The 15,868-nt window shown below is 50.9% G+C and carries 16 protein-coding genes; all 16 read right to left on the bottom strand.

The genetic code is table 11. From position 1 onward, the window contains the following. Positions 1–2: 2 nt before the first annotated feature. Positions 3–533, bottom strand: a complete 531-nt coding sequence (locus ADU23_RS23025) for a hypothetical protein (protein ID WP_053375884.1) — start codon at positions 531–533, stop codon at positions 3–5. Between the two features lie 26 nt (positions 534–559). After that, positions 560–1,501 (bottom strand): ADP-ribosylglycohydrolase family protein, encoded by a 942-nt coding sequence (locus ADU23_RS23020; RefSeq protein WP_053375883.1) that lies wholly within the window; start codon positions 1,499–1,501, stop codon positions 560–562. Positions 1,502–1,694: 193 nt separating this feature from the next. Continuing rightward, positions 1,695–2,756: an adenosine deaminase gene (gene add / locus ADU23_RS23015; protein WP_053375882.1), complete on the bottom strand. Its 1,062-nt coding sequence runs from the start codon at positions 2,754–2,756 to the stop codon at positions 1,695–1,697. 74 nt (positions 2,757–2,830) lie between these two features. Next, the gene (uraH, locus tag ADU23_RS23010; RefSeq protein WP_053375881.1) at positions 2,831–3,214 is read right to left on the bottom strand and encodes a hydroxyisourate hydrolase; all 384 of its coding nucleotides are present in this window, start codon (positions 3,212–3,214) and stop codon (positions 2,831–2,833) included. Then, positions 3,211–4,170: a factor-independent urate hydroxylase gene (pucL, locus tag ADU23_RS23005; RefSeq protein ID WP_053377785.1), complete on the bottom strand. Its 960-nt coding sequence runs from the start codon at positions 4,168–4,170 to the stop codon at positions 3,211–3,213. Before pucL ends, uraH begins: the two co-directional genes overlap by 4 nt. Before the next feature lie 17 nt (positions 4,171–4,187). Then, entirely contained in the window at positions 4,188–4,688 is a 501-nt protein-coding gene (gene uraD, locus ADU23_RS23000) for a 2-oxo-4-hydroxy-4-carboxy-5-ureidoimidazoline decarboxylase (RefSeq protein ID WP_053375880.1), read from the bottom strand. Continuing rightward, on the bottom strand, positions 4,685–5,170 hold the full coding sequence (locus ADU23_RS22995) for a nucleoside deaminase (RefSeq protein WP_053375879.1): 486 nt from the start codon (positions 5,168–5,170) through the stop codon (positions 4,685–4,687). Before ADU23_RS22995 ends, uraD begins: the two co-directional genes overlap by 4 nt. Then, on the bottom strand, positions 5,167–5,667 hold the full coding sequence (locus ADU23_RS22990) for a (2Fe-2S)-binding protein (protein WP_053375878.1): 501 nt from the start codon (positions 5,665–5,667) through the stop codon (positions 5,167–5,169). Before ADU23_RS22990 ends, ADU23_RS22995 begins: the two co-directional genes overlap by 4 nt. Positions 5,668–5,673: 6 nt before the next feature. Next, the gene (pucD, locus tag ADU23_RS22985; protein WP_053375877.1) at positions 5,674–7,950 is read right to left on the bottom strand and encodes a xanthine dehydrogenase subunit D; all 2,277 of its coding nucleotides are present in this window, start codon (positions 7,948–7,950) and stop codon (positions 5,674–5,676) included. Between the two features lie 24 nt (positions 7,951–7,974). Then, positions 7,975–8,907, bottom strand: a complete 933-nt coding sequence (locus ADU23_RS22980) for an FAD binding domain-containing protein (RefSeq protein WP_082311179.1) — start codon at positions 8,905–8,907, stop codon at positions 7,975–7,977. A 21-nt stretch (positions 8,908–8,928) separates the two neighbouring features. Next, positions 8,929–9,858: an ABC transporter permease gene (locus ADU23_RS22975; RefSeq protein ID WP_053375876.1), complete on the bottom strand. Its 930-nt coding sequence runs from the start codon at positions 9,856–9,858 to the stop codon at positions 8,929–8,931. Positions 9,859–9,875: 17 nt separating this feature from the next. After that, positions 9,876–11,006, bottom strand: a complete 1,131-nt coding sequence (locus ADU23_RS22970) for an ABC transporter permease (RefSeq protein WP_053375875.1) — start codon at positions 11,004–11,006, stop codon at positions 9,876–9,878. After that, a complete protein-coding gene (locus tag ADU23_RS22965) occupies positions 11,003–12,538 on the bottom strand; it encodes an ABC transporter ATP-binding protein (protein ID WP_053375874.1) in 1,536 nt (511 codons plus the stop codon). Before ADU23_RS22965 ends, ADU23_RS22970 begins: the two co-directional genes overlap by 4 nt. Before the next feature lie 212 nt (positions 12,539–12,750). Continuing rightward, positions 12,751–13,908, bottom strand: a complete 1,158-nt coding sequence (locus ADU23_RS22960) for a BMP family ABC transporter substrate-binding protein (RefSeq protein WP_053375873.1) — start codon at positions 13,906–13,908, stop codon at positions 12,751–12,753. A gap of 303 nt (positions 13,909–14,211) precedes the next feature. Then, on the bottom strand, positions 14,212–14,820 hold the full coding sequence (locus ADU23_RS22955; RefSeq protein WP_197286099.1) for an NTP transferase domain-containing protein: 609 nt from the start codon (positions 14,818–14,820) through the stop codon (positions 14,212–14,214). Beyond that, positions 14,801–15,835, bottom strand: a complete 1,035-nt coding sequence (locus ADU23_RS22950; RefSeq protein ID WP_053375871.1) for an XdhC family protein — start codon at positions 15,833–15,835, stop codon at positions 14,801–14,803. The genes ADU23_RS22955 and ADU23_RS22950 overlap by 20 nt, the downstream gene beginning before the upstream one ends. Between the last annotated feature and the right edge of the window lie 33 nt (positions 15,836–15,868).

The raw sequence follows: 15,868 nt of genomic DNA, 5'->3' as shown, positions 1-15,868 counted from the left end.
GCTTAATGAAGCATCTCCTTGATCAATTCAATGCTCTTGGCCGCCCGATTATTCAAAGATTTTTTATCTTTGATCTGGAAGTGCTGCAGCTCATGTCCGGGATCGATAATGAGCGGCTTCGCAATAATGTCCTCCAATAGGAGTGCCGTTACTTTATAAGCGTTGTGCAGCTGCTCAGTCGAACTTTTATCTTTTACCAGCTTAATGATCAAAATAATATGCTCGGCATACATAAGCTTAACGATGCTGTCCGAAGACATAAGATGTCTGTCCGTAAAAGCGATCACATGGTCCAAAATCCGGCTGTCCGGAAAGTTATTCGCTAAAGACCATAGCTGGATAACCGCATCCCAGTTCCTTATGGACAGCTCGCCGTCAAACTTGACAATTAACTCCTCAAGCCATTCGGTTTCGGTTTCTTTTGCCACATCGTAGGTTTTATATTCTTCGTACTTTCCATCACGGTGCATCTGAAAATAACTCCCATAATAGGAGGTGAGCAGCTCTTTTGCTCTTTGTGCTTGTTGATCCAACTTATCGCCGCCTTGATCTGTAAATATTATAGGTTTGCCGCTGCTTCAAATCTGCTGCATAGATGTTTAATTTCATCAATCCTTGCCAGCTGATTTACCCAACCTGACGGAATCGCATCTAAGCCATAATAGAGACCCGCCAATCCACCGGTTACCGCGCCCGTCGTATCGGTATCCTCGCCTAAATTGATGGCACGCAGCACCGCTTCGCTGTAGCTGCCCGTTGTCAGCAGGCTCCAAATGCTCGCTTCCAGCGTATGGACTACATAACCCGAAGACTGAATATCTTCTTCTGCAAGCTTGCTCATATCGTCGTTTAACACACGATCAAATGGTTTTAAATGCTCAGCCGCATCAGCATCCTGATAGGCATCATGAATGGTTAGTCTCATTTGTGCGATGCTGTCCTCCAAGTTTAGGCCATTCATCAAATGTATCGCAAGCTCCACGTAGATAACGCAGGCGATAATGGAGATCTGATGCCGATGGGTAAGCGAAGATACCTGCGTTACAAGCGTCAATCGATCCTCAATCGCTTCTTCCTTTAATAAGTAAGCCAGCGGCAAAATACGCATTAAAGACCCATTCCCATTGCTGTACAAATCGGAACCGCCGGCTAAATCTGGCCGAATGCAGTTATATCGAAAATGGTTAATGGCATCTGCCGTAGCGATCCCCACATCAAATGTGATGCCATGAGGGGTCCAATACCCCTTTTTTAACCATTGCACAAACCGTTCGGCCAAATCATAAAGATCCAATTGAGGATAAGCAGCAACGCTTTCCATTAAACAAAATACTAACGAGCTGTCGTCTGACCATGTGCCGGCCGGCTGCGAATGCGTGCCAAAACCGATCATATCGGTCAAAGGGCTGTTCTTCAAGGCACTGCGGGAACGAAACTCTACAGGGACGCCAAGCGCGTCTCCAACGCAAAGTCCAAGTATACCATCGCGTACTTTAGTCATCGTATGGTAACCTCCATTTTAGCGTAAAATCGGCTATCGCTCCTACCAGTATACCAACGCTAGCAGCATTTGGAAACATCATCCATCCCGTCATCGCCTGATTTCAGAGGAATTACCAGCATAAATACAAAGAAAGGCTCCACGCCTATGACTAGGCGCAAAGCCTTTAATTGATCAAAGCCACACTCGGCAGCTAGATTTGTATGCCAAGCGCTGCGAACTCACTCTCGAATCTTGCTATCAATGCCAGCTTCTCCGCTTCCTCCGCAAATGCTGCCTTAACGCCGTTCATAATGATCATCACGATCTCGTTCAGCGTAACGCCGCAATGCTCCATCAGCAGCTCATACTCTTTCAGAAGCGTCGTATCGGATACGGTCATATTGTCTGTATTCACCGTAACGACAATCCCTAGCTCCATGTAACGGCGCAGCGGATAAGCATCCCAATCCGAAACGGCCTTCGTCTGAATATTGCTAAGCGGACACATCTCAAGAGGGATTTGCCGCTCCTTCACAAGCGCTACAACAGCGGGGTCCTCCAGCATTCTTACGCCATGGCCGATTCGAACGGCGCCAAGAGCCGTAATCGCTTCGCGAACATTTTCTGCGCCTGCGGCTTCACCCGCATGAATGGTGACAGGCAAGCCAAGCCGCTGAGCGCTTTCGAACAGCTGACGGAACAGCTTAGCTGGAAACGATGCTTCATCACCGGCCAAATCAACCGCAACGACTCCTTTTTTATAAAAAAGGGCCGCTTCATCGATTACTTCCTTATTCCATTCATAAGAATGGCTTCGCAAACAAATAATGATCGCCCTCGCTGCCGTTCCGAAGGCTTGCTCGCCGCGCTTCAAGCCTACGATTACATGATGAATAACCTCATGTGCGGATAACCCTTTCTCGCGGTGCAGCTGAGGCGCGAAGCGCACCTCCAAATATTTCACATTGTTCATTGCGGCTTGTTCAACAACCTCGAATGCCACTCTCTCTAATGCTGCTCCCGTCTGCAAATAAGGCAATACGAAGCTGAATTTGCTTAAATATTCTTTTAAGCTCTCACACTGCTCTCCTACTCGCATATGGTCTATCAGCTCGGCATCCGAGCCTATTGGCAAAGGCTGCGCTTGCTCGCGAGCAAGCTCCTTTAACGTGTCTGGCTTTACGCTTCCGTCCAGATGCACATGCAAATCGACCTTTGGCAGCTGCGGCAATAACGCCTTTCCTGCTGCCGATTGTTCATTTGTTAACGTCATCGCCAAGTCCCCCTTTATAATACCTAATCATACACATCCGTAATAGCTTGTATACATCTTGCATGAAGCGAAGGCTAGCTTCCACGATAGGTGCTGTACCCGCCTGGCGCGACTAGCAGCGGAACATGATAATGCGAGTTTGCATCATTAATATGGAAACGAATCGGAATCCATTCAAAGATGCTTCCCTCAATCGCAGCGAGATGCGCCGACCGCCGAAAAAATTCGCCAGCCGCAAAAATCAGCTCATATATGCCAGGCTTAATATCGTCTCCCTCAAGCAGAGGATGATCTACGCGCCCGTCATTATTTGTCTTATAGGCTCCAATTAACTTCGGTGCTGGCAAGCCATCCGCATTTGCGGCTGTCTTGCCCAAATACCAAAGCTCAATCGCGATGCCGATAACCGGCTTCCCGCCTGCCAGATCAAGAACATGAGTCGTGATTCGCCCGCTCATGACGGCTCTGTCCCTTCATCCAGGTCAGCTCTCGTAAGCGTGAAGCCTTGGAACCCGTAAGGCGGGCGCGGCTCCGTGTATACGCCGGCTGCTGCAGCGTGATCCGGCTCGACGATCGTCTCCCATGTCCGATTGATCGATTCGAAGCGAACCTCCGCAAGCTGCGGAAATCTCGTTAAGATGCTTTTCCCAATTCGGTAAATCAAATATTGGATCGACGGCGAATTCTCCGAATGGAACTGCGTATGTGCGAGATCATGAATTTGCTCGGAAGGCACATAGGCGCCGCGCGTGCTATCGAAAGCATCCCCTGCATCCGCATAAGTCCAAAAAATATCAAGGAAAATAAATAATGGCCGATCAAAGCTTTCAGGCAAAGTTGTATATTCATCACGAACGAAACCATAGAAGGAGCTGCCGCTAACCTTAATTAGCTGAATATGCGACAAGGCGCTTTCCTGCTCAGCAAGCGCTGCGCCATCAGCCGTGCGAATCCATTTCAGAGCTGCGCTGGCATGCTCATTATGCGACCGTCGGAAGACAAGCTGACTATCGCTCCACTCGCTGCCTTCCGCTACGGTGACTGAGCTAAACGGCAGCCGATCGGCACTAATCTCAATGGCATCGATATGTGGATAACGCTCCAGAAACCTTTGGCTGATGAAAGTGAGCAGTCCTTCTGTCGTGCTTCCCTCATAATTTGCCGTTTGGCGCAAAATAAAATTTTTCATCGAGTCCGTAGCTACGACCTGCGTATTGTCGCCTTCCGTGAAGGAGGTTAAGAGCACCTCGCTGCTCACCGAAAAGGTTATGTTATGCGCGAAAATAACGTTGCTATCGCCTTTAAATGGTGATTCCGGTATCGCTTTGACCACAAGCGGGGCAGCGTAAGTTCGATAACTGAGCACATCCCCTTTACCATAATAAAGCGTTCGACCACTGCGTAATTTTAGCATGACCATCCATCCCTTCTCTACTCTATGATGAGATCTTTTAAGCGAAAGCCGGATATCTTCTCGATTTCCAGCAGCGCCTGCTCCGCTTCCTCGCTGGCCGTATGCCATATTCTAGCTTCCATCGCTTCCAATATGTCTTCCTTCTTCTTGCCTCGCACCGCTAAAATGAACGGAAAACCGAAGGTTTTCAAATACGTTTGGTTCAAGCCGTAAAACTGGTTATATTCCTCGGCTGTTAGCTGGTTCAGCCCCGCCCCCTGCTGCTCCTGAGCGGAATACTCGGCAACGGCAAGCCGAGTGCCTAAATCGGGATGTGCGCGGAACAAGTCTACAATCGTCTCTACCCTGGACTCACGAACGACATTGATCATAGCTGCATGCAGGGCTTCAACCGAAACGAATGGACGCGCCGCGTAAGCGGAAGCGGCGATCCATGGGGAATGCTCGAAAATTTCGCCTAGCAGCTCGACAAATTGCTCTCGGGTGCTTTCATTTATTTGTTCAATCGTTATCTTCATTTCCAATACCCCTCATGAACCGCAATCGCCGCCTCTTCCACCTCTGGAAACGGGCCGATTACTTGAATTGGTTTGCGTCCCTGCGCAAATACGATGCGGCAAGGCAAATCTAACGTCGGATTTTGCTCATCGTCTCCTGTTAGCTGGGCTAATCGCTTCTCTGAAATGCCGTAAACGACTGTGCCAACGTTGCCCCAATAAATAGCGCCTGCGCACATCGCGCAAGGTTCGGCCGTCGTATAAAGCGTAAAATGCCAAAGCTCATCTCTGCTGTAACGTTTGGAGGCTGCCTCCATCAATGTTCTTTCTGCGTGACCGGTACAATTGGATTCCGTAATTTCCACATTGCCTTGCTCAAGCACAATCTCGCCCTCTGCATTCACAAGAATGGCGCCAAATGGCGTATTTCCCGACAGTCTCGCCTCCCGCGACACTTCAATGCTGCGCCATAAATAAAATAAATGCTTATCCGTGTTTGTCATGTCGCTTCTCGCCTCCCTTCGATCGCTCGTTTTACCGCTCGCCATATTCCCCCATAGCCCGTGCAGCGGCAAATATTGCCTGACAAAGCCTCCGCTATTTCATCCTCGGCAGGATCTGGATGCTCATCGAGCAGCGCTTTGACGGAAATGACCATGCCCGGCGTGCAATAGCCGCATTGAAAGCCCCCCTCCTCCAGAAACGCTTGCTGGATCGGATCGATCCCTCCTGGCGCTACGCCTTCAATCGTTGTAATTTGTGAGCCTGAGCATTGGTAAGCCATCGTCAAGCAAGAATTGACCGCCTTGCCATCCATCAGCACCATACAGGCGCCGCACCGTCCTATTTCGCAAGAGCGTTTCGTTCCCGTCAGCGCTAGATCATCCCTGAGTATCGTAAGCAAGCGTGTTGAAGGCGCTGCTTCGATCGTCTTCTCTCCACCATTTATGGAGCATTGCAATGCAAATCCCGTTCCAGCCTTTGCAGCACTATCCGTCATTCCCTCTCACTCCTTTGTCAGAAAAAATGGCGCTTCCTGCAAAAAGCTAGGCTCTACCGGCAGTTTCGCAACCCATTTGCCGCTTGCCTGCCGAATGGCTGCCGCAATAGCAGGAGCGAGCGTCACGGAACCAACCTCACCGATGCCGCGAGGGCCGTAGTCATCCTTTTCAGGCAATTGTTCAATCGCCTCGACCTCTACCAAGCCGCTTTGATCGACGATCGTTGGTACCAGATACGTGTCCAAGTTTCGCGTTATATAATGGCCTTTATCCATAAGGGCATCTTCCATAAGGGCAAATCCAAGCGCCATGCTGCTTCCGCCTTCGATTTGTCCGAGAAAGCCCTGCGGATTGATGACCGGTCCAGCCGCCACTGCGTGATATTGCTGAAGCACCTTGACTCGCCCTGTCAACGTGTTCAGCTCAACCTTGACGGCAACGCCAGAATACGTGTACATAAAATGTGCGCCTACACGTTCAGTTGTCGATGTGGGAAACGCAAAAGACGTTTCGCAGCGGATGGGACTGCCTTCCGCTCTTGCCAGCTCTTCATAAGTTAGCATTAGCTCGCCGCTAGATGACTCCCGAATCCCGCCTTCGCCAAGCCGAAGCCGATCTTCCGAACTTTTAAGGCGAACACCTGCCTTCTGCAGCATTTGCTCGGTAAACGGCTTCTTCAATCGTTGCAGCGATTTCCACATCATGGCGGTGGCGCGCGATGCCGTCGTTGAACCGCTGTCGGGTACGACATCCGTATCCCCGATAATGATTCGAATATCCTCCTCCGCCAAACCGAACTGCTCGATCAGCATTTGTGTAAGCGTCGCGATCAAGCCTTGGCCAAATTCCTCATAACCGAATACCGCCTCAATTTTCCCATCAGCCGCAAGCGCCAAGCGTCCGCCGGCCGGATCAGGAATGCCAACGCCAAGGCCCGCCCCATGCATCGTGAAGGCAGCGCCGATCCCCCTCTTTATCCAAGGCTCTTCGCAGGTCAAGCCAGCATCAGCCATGCTTGCTCTCTCCTGCCACAACGGGCATTTGGCTATGGCTGCCCATACCTGCTCGGCACCGTCCGTCATCGCGATGGGCTGATCGAACGGTCCAAGATCCTCCACCTGGCGCATGTTCAGTCTGCGAAAGTGCCAAGGCTCCATGCCATGCAGCTCGGCAAGCCGATCCATTTGACCCTCTAGCGCGAAGATCGCTTGATTGCCGCCGAAGCCTCTAAACTCGCCGGACATGCCGTTATTCGTGAACACGGAGACCCCTTTTACATCCAAATGCTCATACCTGTAAGGACCAATGACATGTTCCGTCGCGAAATTAAGCACTTCTGCGCCAAGCGTGGAGTAAGGTCCCGTATCAGAAATAATGCTCACTTGATGCGCGAGCAGCTTGCCTGACGAATCCGTGCCCGTTTTCATCTTGATTTTCATAGGGTGACGCTTTAAGCCTGCGCGAACCGATTCTTGTCTGGAATTATGCATTTTAATAGGCTTTCCTGCATGCATAGCCAGCAGCGCGCCGTATGGCTGCACATTCAATTCATCCTTGCCGCCGAACGAGCCGCCGATCGGGCTTGAAACGATTCGTATTTCTTCCTGCGGCTTCGCCAAAATTCGGGATAGCTGCATCCGGTCCATGAAGCCATGCTGCGTCGGCGAGTAGACCGTCAACCGGCCATCTTCCTCAGGTACGAACAAGCCGCCTTCCGTTTCCATATACGTGTGCATTTGACGCGGCGTATAATAAGTTTCTTCTATAATATGAGTGCACTGTTTGAATCCATCCTCCGCATTCCCTCTGCTGAACGTTGTATGATGCATCGCATTCCCCTTAGGGTGCAGCTGCGGCGAATCCGCTAGCAGCGCCTGCTCGGGATCATCAACAACCTGTAAAATCTCGTATTCGATTTTGATTAATTCAATCGCATGCTGGGCTATCGTGATACTGTCAGCCGCTACCGTCGCCAGCGCATCCCCCACATATCGGACGCGGTCCTCGCACAGAACGGGCTGATCCGGGTGAGCGATCCCAAAAGCATTCAAGCCTGCAACGTCCAGATAGGTGAGCACCGCATGAACGCCCGGCAATTGCTTTGCCGCATCCGTCTGGATGGATACGATCCGTGCATGCGGATGCTCGCTTCGCAGCACAAGGCCGTATAACATATCTTCCCTAGCCATATCCGTTAAATAAGCCAAGCTGCCAGTTACCTTGCCTAGCCCGTCAGGACGAATTCGCCATCGTCCCGCGCTGCTTACGCGGTTTAAGAGCATAAGCCTCATCCTCCCCGATTGCTATTAATGTCTTGCAACCTTCCAAAGCTCTGCAACGATGACATTTGCAGCCGTGGCCTTCCGATATGCAGCTGATGCGAATAAATCCTCGCGCGTTTCATATAGCTCTGGAATCCGGTCGTAAACATGCTGCAGCAGCTTGGCATCCACTGCTGCTCCGACGATTTCCATTTCCAGCTGTTCAAGTCGCTGCGGAATCGTCTGACCGCCGCCAAGCGCTATTCGAATATGTTCAAGATTGCCGTTATTCGATATAGCCCCCTTAATCGCTGCCGTTACGACAGAAGGGGTGAACGCTTCGCGGCGCCCAATTTTATGATAAGCGCCAAAACGCTTCATTTTCGAAATCGAATCCGTTCGATCATCCGCATCCCTTGCCGCCTCTTCCTCCGTTGACTCGAAAGGAAGCTGTATGCTCAGCAGCAATCGCTCATTTGACCGACCTTGATCACTTGCGGCGCTTAACCATTCCGATAATGGCGCCAGCTGCTCTGTTACCCCGTTATACCAGAGCACTTCGGCTTCATAAGCGAGCAGCGCGGCAATTGAATCGCCTATATTTGAAGCAACGTTCCCTCCAAGTGTCGCCAATTGCCGAACCGAAGGCGCCGCTATCGTACGAGTCGCCTCGCTCACCAGTGGAAAATGCCGCTGCAATAAAGTGTTAGTCCGGCAGGCTTGCAAGCTCGTTTGACCGCCGATGAGAAGCCCTGTCTCGCCAATTCTCATTTCATTTAATCCTCGTACCGCGCTCAAATCGATTAGATGCTTTGGCATCGCCGCTATACCGGATTCCCAGTGAGTGCGAAGCAGCGTTCCGCCGGAAATATAAATGCTATCTGCTGCATACGTTTGTTTAAGCTGCCACGCCTCCGCAGCCGTTTGCGGATGCCATACAAGAGGAGACGCCATGGTCTCCTGTACGTTCATGCCCATCGTTCTCCCCTCCCATAATCGTTAAAACCGTTGTTCCCGAATGTACGGTACGCCAAGCGATTCCGGCGAGCCGGAAGGCTTGTTGCGATTGCGCCAGCCAAGGAACATGAGGACTAGAATCGTGACTACATAAGGAATCATCTTCAAGAAATAAGAAGGTATTTCACTGCCAATCAATTGGATGCGGAAGCCCAGCATGTCGAGCGCACCGAAGAAATAAGCGCATAAGAGCGCGCGAATCGGATTCCACCTGGCAAAAATAACTAAAGCAACCGCGATCCAGCCCCGCCCCGTCGTCATCCCTTCCGTCCAAGTCGGCGAGTATACGAGCAGCAAATCAGCGCCGGCAATGCCGATGAGTATCGAGCCAACAATGATGCAGCCGTAGCGAAACGCTTGAACGCGTATGCCCATTACATCTGCCGTAGCCGGGTTGTCGCCCATTGCCCGCAGGTGAAGCCCTAACGATGTACGATGAATGAAGAGATGTAGGCAAATAACTAGCAGGAAGCTGAACCAAGTTAATAGATCAAGATGGGCAAAAATCCGTCCAATAAACGGTACGCTCTCAAGCCATGGCATATTAAGCTTCGGTACCGCTCTTGGCACGGGAAGCCCGCTAATCGGTTTGCCTAAATAAGCGCTCAATCCGGCACCGAACAAGGTCATCGCCAGCCCGCATACGATTTGATTCGCCCGCAGCGATACGCTGAGAAAAGCGTGAATGCCGCCAAGCAGCATACTTATGCCGCAAACGGCAAGCAGCGTAATCGCCAAGCTTCCGGTTTGGAGGAAAGTGAGGCACGCCGTAACGGCGCCCATCAGCATAAGCCCTTCCGCCCCAAGCTGGATGATGCCTGAGCGTTCGATCAATATGCCGCCTAGCGTTGCGAACAAGAGCGGTGTACCAGAGGATATGGCGGCAAGCAGCATTTGATACACGATTTCCATCGCTTAAACGCCCCTTTTCAACGAATTCTGCGAAGGCGGAATTTACTGACCGTGCCGCCCGCAATCAGGAAAAACAAGATCGCTCCTTGGAGCATTTCGGAGATCGATGACGGCAAGCCGATCGTTTGTACGCTATAGCCCCCAACAATGAGTCCGCCGAATAAAAATGAGGATACGACAAGACCGATTGGATGCAACTTAGCGAGCCATGCCACGATAATAGCGGTGTATCCGTACCCCGGCGAGATGCCGTACATCAAGCGATGCGTCACGCCGGATACCTCAGCCATTCCCGCAAGACCAGCTAAGCCGCCGCTTATCAGCATAACCAGCAGGATATGCCGGCTTATCCGTATGCCCGCATTTTTGGCGGCTTCGGGATTGGCGCCAATCAGCCTCAGCTCATAGCCCCAGCGCGTGTATTTAATGAAAATGCCATACAGAACGATCGCGATGATGCCAAATAATAGTCCGAGATGAAGCCTTGTGTCACCTAGCACGGGTAGCGATTGCGCTTCCGTAAACATCGGCGTCCCCGGAAAATTCATCCCCTTCGGGTCCTTCCAAGGTCCAAACACAACATAATCCATCGCGAGCAAAGCAACGTAATTGAGCATCAGGGACGTGACCAGCTCATTGACTTGGAAATAAGTGCGCGGAATTGCCGTCAACAGCCCCCATATGCCGCCAGCAACGACGCTGAACACGATCATCGCAGGAATAATGAGAATGCCGGGCATATTCGGAAAATAAATCGTCACCGCAGTCGCGGCCATCGCCCCGGCTGCAAATTGTCCCTCTGCGCCGATGTTCCAGACGGATATGCGATAAGCAATCGCAACGCCAAGCCCGCAAAGCAGCAGCGGAATCGTCTTTACCAGCGTTTCGGTCAATCCGTAGGAAGTGCCGAAGGCGCCAGTGAACATTTTTTTATACACCGGAAAGGGATTCATTCCGTTCGCTGCAATAAAAATGCCGCATACTGCAAGTGCCAGCAGCACGGATACAAACGGAATCCACCACGAGCTGCCCTTCTTCGCGTTATCGATCTCTATTCGGTAGGATCGCCATTTCCATTTGCCAGAGGCTTGAACGGCTTCGATAGAAAGCGTCCCGCCTTTCGTTAGTACAGGCTTTTTCTCGCTCATCCCGCTTCCTCCTCCGCAGCGTGAACGCCTGCCATATACAGGCCGATCTTCTCCCGATCCGCTTCCTCCCTTGCCATTTCTCCTACGATTTGACCGTTAAAAATAACCAAAATACGGTCCGATAGCTGGATAACCTCATCCAAATCCTCCGAAATGAGCAAAACGCTTTTGCCGGAATCCCGCATCTCTGCCATGAGCCGATGTACGCCCTCCGTCGCTCCAACATCGAGGCCCTGCGTCGGATGCACAGCTACCATAAGCAAAGGCTCTTGATTCACCTCTCTGGCAAAAAGCAGCTTTTGCTGGTTTCCGCCCGATAATTGCTGAACAGGCGTATCAAGGCCAGCCGTTCTAACATCAAATTGTTTAACCAGCTCATTCGACCATGTGCGATTGGCGCCGATCCGCAGGAACCCAAAGCGTGAGCGCTCCGTGCTTCGATACGATTTAAACAATAAATTGTCGACGATGCCGAGGCTTCCCGCGAGACCGCTCTTCATCCGATTTTCAGGCACATGGGCGATGCCCATTTCGATCGCCGCCCTAACGGATCCATTTGTGAGCTCTTTGCCGTTAAAAAGAATCGTTCCGCGCTTCCACGGCCTCAGTCCCGTAAGCACCTCGGCAAGCTCCTTCTGCCCGTTCCCAGCCACTCCGGCAACTCCGACAATTTCGCCTTCTCTCATTTCCAGCGAGAAATGATCAAGCGATTTTCTGCCATGGTCGGCATACACATCAAGCTGCTGCACGGCGAGCAGCCGCTTCCCCCGCGGACGGGAGAGAAATGGACGGCTTTCGCCAAGCTCTTTGCCGACCATGAGCTTCGCAAGCTCGCGTTCATTGGTTTCGGTCTTAGCCATGGAATGAATCAGCTTGCCCTTGCGCATGACCGAGATATGATCCGAAGCAGCCATCACTTCCTTCAGCTTGTGGGTAGTCAGAATGACTGTTTTCCCTTCCGATTTCATGCGCTGCAGCGTCGCGAACAGCTGCTCGGCCTCGCCGGGCGTCAACACCGAGGTTGGCTCATCCAAAATAATAAGATCCGCGCCGCGGTACAACGTTTTGACGATCTCCACTCGCTGCTGCTCCCCAACCGAGAGCTGCCAGATCGGACGGTTAACCGGAAACGGCAAGCCGAAATGGTCTGCGATCTCTTCAATTTGCTGCTGTTTACGGCTCATCCATCTCGCACCTCGCCAAAACGACGATTTCTCGCCCAGCACGATATTTTCGGCTGCGGTTAACGTTTGAACGAGCCGGAAGTTTTGAAAGACCATGCCAACGCCAAGCTTCATGGCATCCTTCGGTGAACGAATCTTCGCAGGCTCCCCATGAATAAAAATGTCACCGCTGGTCGGACGGTATACACCGGATAACATGCACATCATCGTGCTTTTTCCCGCTCCGTTCTCTCCGAGGAGCGCATGAATTTCTCCGCGCTTCGCTCGGAAATCAACGAAGTCATTCGCCACGACCGAGCCAAAATGCTTTACGATTTGGCGCATTTCTACCGAATACTTTTCGTTCATTTTGACCCTCCTCCAAAGTTGCGTAGCAACCTACTTCGTAAGCATTGGCTTAAGGTTGCGTAGCAACCTACATCGTAAGCATAAGCTTAAGGTTGCGAAGCAACCTACATCGTAAGCATAAGCTTAAGGTTGCTTACCGAAATAGCTGTGAATAAATCAACAAATCCCTAAATTTCAGGGATTTGTTGACTTATCCATATGGCTAAAGCCGCTTATTTCGGGATCGTGCCCTCTACCCCTTTTACGAACCAGTCCATGACTAAAATATCCTCAAGCGTCAACGTTTTGCCTTCCTCAACCTTTACAGCGCCGGACGCATCCGTGATCGGACCGGTAAATACGCTAACTTCACCGCTAATGAGCTTCGCTTTTGCGTCGTTGACCAAAGTCTTAACGTCCTCTGGCACGCTTGGTCCAAGCGGCGCAATATCAACCATGCCGTCAGCGAGTGAGCCAGAATACTGTTCGCTCTTCCAAGTGCCGTCGATTACGGCTTGAACGGTCTTCGTATAATAAGGCCCCCAGTTCCAAATCGGGTTCGTTAAGTATGCTTCCGGCGCGAATCGCGTCATATCCGAATCATTGCCGCCAGCCATTGCGCCCCGCTCCGCCGCTGCTTGCAGCGTTGCCGGAGAATCCTGATAAGCGAGCAGCACATCCGCTCCTTTATCGAGCAAGCTTACCGCTGCTTGGCGCTCCGTCGTCGGATCATACCAGGTATTCGTCCATACGACGCTGACCTTCGCATCCTTGTTGACGCTTTGTACGCCAAGCGCAAAGGCGTTTATGTTATAAATCACTTCTGGGATAGGGAATGCGCCAACATAGCCGATGACGTTTTTCTTCGTCATTTTCCCGGCTGCAATGCCGCTTAAATAGCTGGCATCGAAGTTTTTACCGAAGAACGTGCCCATGTTGTCGTTTATTTTGTAGCCTGCGGTATGAAGAAATTTTACTTTTGGAAATTTTTTAGCGACGTTGAGGGTGTAATCCATATAGCCGAAGCTTGTCGTAAAAATGATGTCGTGGTTTTGCGCGAGCTCGGTAATGATCCGTTCCGCATCCGCGCTCTCCGGTACATTTTCGACCGTATCCGCTTTGATGCCCAGCTTCTCTTCCATGTACAATCTGCCCTTGTCGTGCTCGAAGGTCCAACCGCCATCACCCGGAGGCCCGATATAAACGAATGCGACTCGCGGCAGCTTCGCCGGTTCATCCGTTGCTGCTTCACCTGCTGGAGCTTCTGTAGCCGGGCTTGCTGTACCCGCATTCGAATCGTTTGTTTTGCTGCTTGAGCAGCCGCTAATGACGAAAACAAGTGCTAAGAGAATTGCCAAACTTGCCGACCATACTTTTTTGTGCTTTTTCATACCGTTCCTCCCCGACTCTCTATTTTTTTCTCGAAAGCTGACAAGGTACAAGTCTAGCAATTGTACGCTGTCGCTGACTCGGCACGAAATGACTGCGGCATGCCTTCTCTAAAAAAAAGCATCTGTCTATTTCGCTCGTTTTGGATTAAACCAATAACGTAATCTCAATATATATCCACGTTACCTTTACGTCAATATATATAACACAAATTAGTTAAATAGTGGAATATGCATAGCTTATCTCTTGAAATTTCGCTAAATATCTATATTATGTGTCATATATATTAACATTAAATTCATCTATCACTCCGTAAAAAAGCCTAAATAATGTTTTTTCGCTGTTTCAAAATCATCAGGAGTGTCAACATCTAACATCACTTTTTCATCTACAGCTAACAATCCATAACCTTTATAATTTGGATCGGTGAACAATTTCCGGGCACCCGCATCTCCCTCCAGCTTCAGAAGCGCTTCGAACATGGATGAAGACATAACAACAGGAGGCATCCACACAACCTTCCCGCCTTTTGCGTCCTGCAAGGCTGCAGCGACAAAGTCGAGCTCCGGCTGCGCAAGCCAATAAGCAATAAGCTCATCTACCATGGCAGACGTAATAAATGGCTGATCCGCGAGCGTAACCACAATAGCATCAAGCCCCTTTTCATGGCTCATAAGTTTTTGAACGCCATGACGGATCGAACGGCTCATCCCTTGCGAAGCGTCGGCACACGCTTCGATATAGACTGGCTTTGCAAGGGGAGCAGCTCCACGCAGATACTTCGGAAGCCACTCTAACGGATCCTCCGGATGCACGACGACCAGCACGCTCTTAAGACGGCTTCCCAAAAGAGCATGCAGTCCCATGCTTGCGATCGGTTTGTTTTTGCCCAGCTCAAGTGCCTGTTTCCTCATCCCCATCCGCTTGCTTAGACCTGCTGCTAAATAAAGGGCCGAAATAACCATTCCTCACCATCTCCCTCCTAGGAGCCGTTTTATTGCCCGCACGGATAGCGATCAGCTCTGCAGCGACACTAACAGCAATTTCAAGGGGACCATCCGCGCCAATTGAAAGTCCGATTGGCGCCCTCACATTCGATGGTATTAGAAACGTCTCAAACAGCATACGAATCCGCTTCTTCGAGCCCATAATACCGATATAAACTAGCTGGAGCGGCAGCGCGAGTCTAATCATTTCTTTGTCCTGCTGCAAATGGTGGCTGCACACGATTAAATAGTCAGAGGCTCGAAGCCCGATTTGCTCCGCGATTTGTCCCGGCGAACCAATAACGCATTGCGCTTCGGGAAACCGCTCCTTCGTGCATAAGGAGGGACGCCAATCCGCTGCCACGATATGGAAACCCAAGCTTTTGACAAGTGAATAAATCGCCTCAGCATCCTTGCCGGCTCCAAACAACACCAATCTTGGCTTTGGCTTAATCGAGATAGACAGATAATTGGTTTCGTCGCCTTCCGCACAAGAAGATTCGAGCTCTGTTTCCTCTTCATCAAGCAGCTCATAACGCATTGCTTGCTCATCCCAGCTTCGAATGAGCTTTACCGGCTTGCCCGCCTCGTTCTTTTCTTTTGCTTCCATTAGAACAGAAAACAAACGTCCAGTTACGGGCTCAACCAGCAATCGTATTTTTCCGCCGCAGCCGACAGCCTCCCCCCAAATCACATCCTCTTCCGAATTCAAGTTATAGTCGATAAATTCGAATTGGCCGGAAGCCGCAACAGTCGCAGCCCTCTCGAACAGATCATGCTCCAAGCAGCCAGGGCTTACCGTCCCAACTTGCTCACCGCTTTGCCTAAACAACATGGCCGCTCCCGCTTTTCGGTAAGAATGGCCTTCCACGCATACGATCGTCGCCAGCATGCCCTGCTCGCCGTCAGTCATTATCGCAGACAACACATCATGCATATCCATCCGTTATCCCTCCCCAAGCAATCGCCCAACAAG

Source organism: Paenibacillus sp. FJAT-27812 (assembly GCF_001273905.1).
Taxonomy (GTDB): Bacteria; Bacillota; Bacilli; order Paenibacillales; family Paenibacillaceae; genus Pristimantibacillus.
The sequence above is the reverse complement of the archived record's forward strand: the minus strand, read 5'-3'. Positions and strand labels throughout refer to the sequence as shown.

Bases quoted from the DNA above. Each gene is read 5' to 3' on its own strand.
- ADU23_RS22955 (WP_197286099.1), bottom strand. From the start codon at position 14,820: ATGAGGAAACAGGCACTTGAGCTGGGCAAAAACAAACCGATCGCAAGC.
- ADU23_RS22995 (WP_053375879.1), bottom strand. From the start codon at position 5,170: ATGACAAACACGGATAAGCATTTATTTTATTTATGGCGCAGCATTGAA.
- pucL (WP_053377785.1), bottom strand. From the start codon at position 4,170: ATGCTAAAATTACGCAGTGGTCGAACGCTTTATTATGGTAAAGGGGAT.
- ADU23_RS22990 (WP_053375878.1), bottom strand. From the start codon at position 5,667: ATGACGGATAGTGCTGCAAAGGCTGGAACGGGATTTGCATTGCAATGC.
- uraD (WP_053375880.1), bottom strand. From the start codon at position 4,688: ATGAAGATAACGATTGAACAAATAAATGAAAGCACCCGAGAGCAATTT.
- uraH (WP_053375881.1), bottom strand. From the start codon at position 3,214: ATGAGCGGGCGAATCACGACTCATGTTCTTGATCTGGCAGGCGGGAAG.
- ADU23_RS22960 (WP_053375873.1), bottom strand. From the start codon at position 13,908: ATGAAAAAGCACAAAAAAGTATGGTCGGCAAGTTTGGCAATTCTCTTA.
- ADU23_RS22975 (WP_053375876.1), bottom strand. From the start codon at position 9,858: ATGGAAATCGTGTATCAAATGCTGCTTGCCGCCATATCCTCTGGTACA.
- ADU23_RS22950 (WP_053375871.1), bottom strand. From the start codon at position 15,835: ATGGATATGCATGATGTGTTGTCTGCGATAATGACTGACGGCGAGCAG.
- add (WP_053375882.1), bottom strand. From the start codon at position 2,756: ATGACGTTAACAAATGAACAATCGGCAGCAGGAAAGGCGTTATTGCCG.
- ADU23_RS22970 (WP_053375875.1), bottom strand. From the start codon at position 11,006: ATGAGCGAGAAAAAGCCTGTACTAACGAAAGGCGGGACGCTTTCTATC.
- pucD (WP_053375877.1), bottom strand. From the start codon at position 7,950: ATGCTCTTAAACCGCGTAAGCAGCGCGGGACGATGGCGAATTCGTCCT.
- ADU23_RS23020 (WP_053375883.1), bottom strand. From the start codon at position 1,501: ATGACTAAAGTACGCGATGGTATACTTGGACTTTGCGTTGGAGACGCG.
- ADU23_RS22965 (WP_053375874.1), bottom strand. From the start codon at position 12,538: ATGAACGAAAAGTATTCGGTAGAAATGCGCCAAATCGTAAAGCATTTT.
- ADU23_RS22980 (WP_082311179.1), bottom strand. From the start codon at position 8,907: ATGGGCATGAACGTACAGGAGACCATGGCGTCTCCTCTTGTATGGCAT.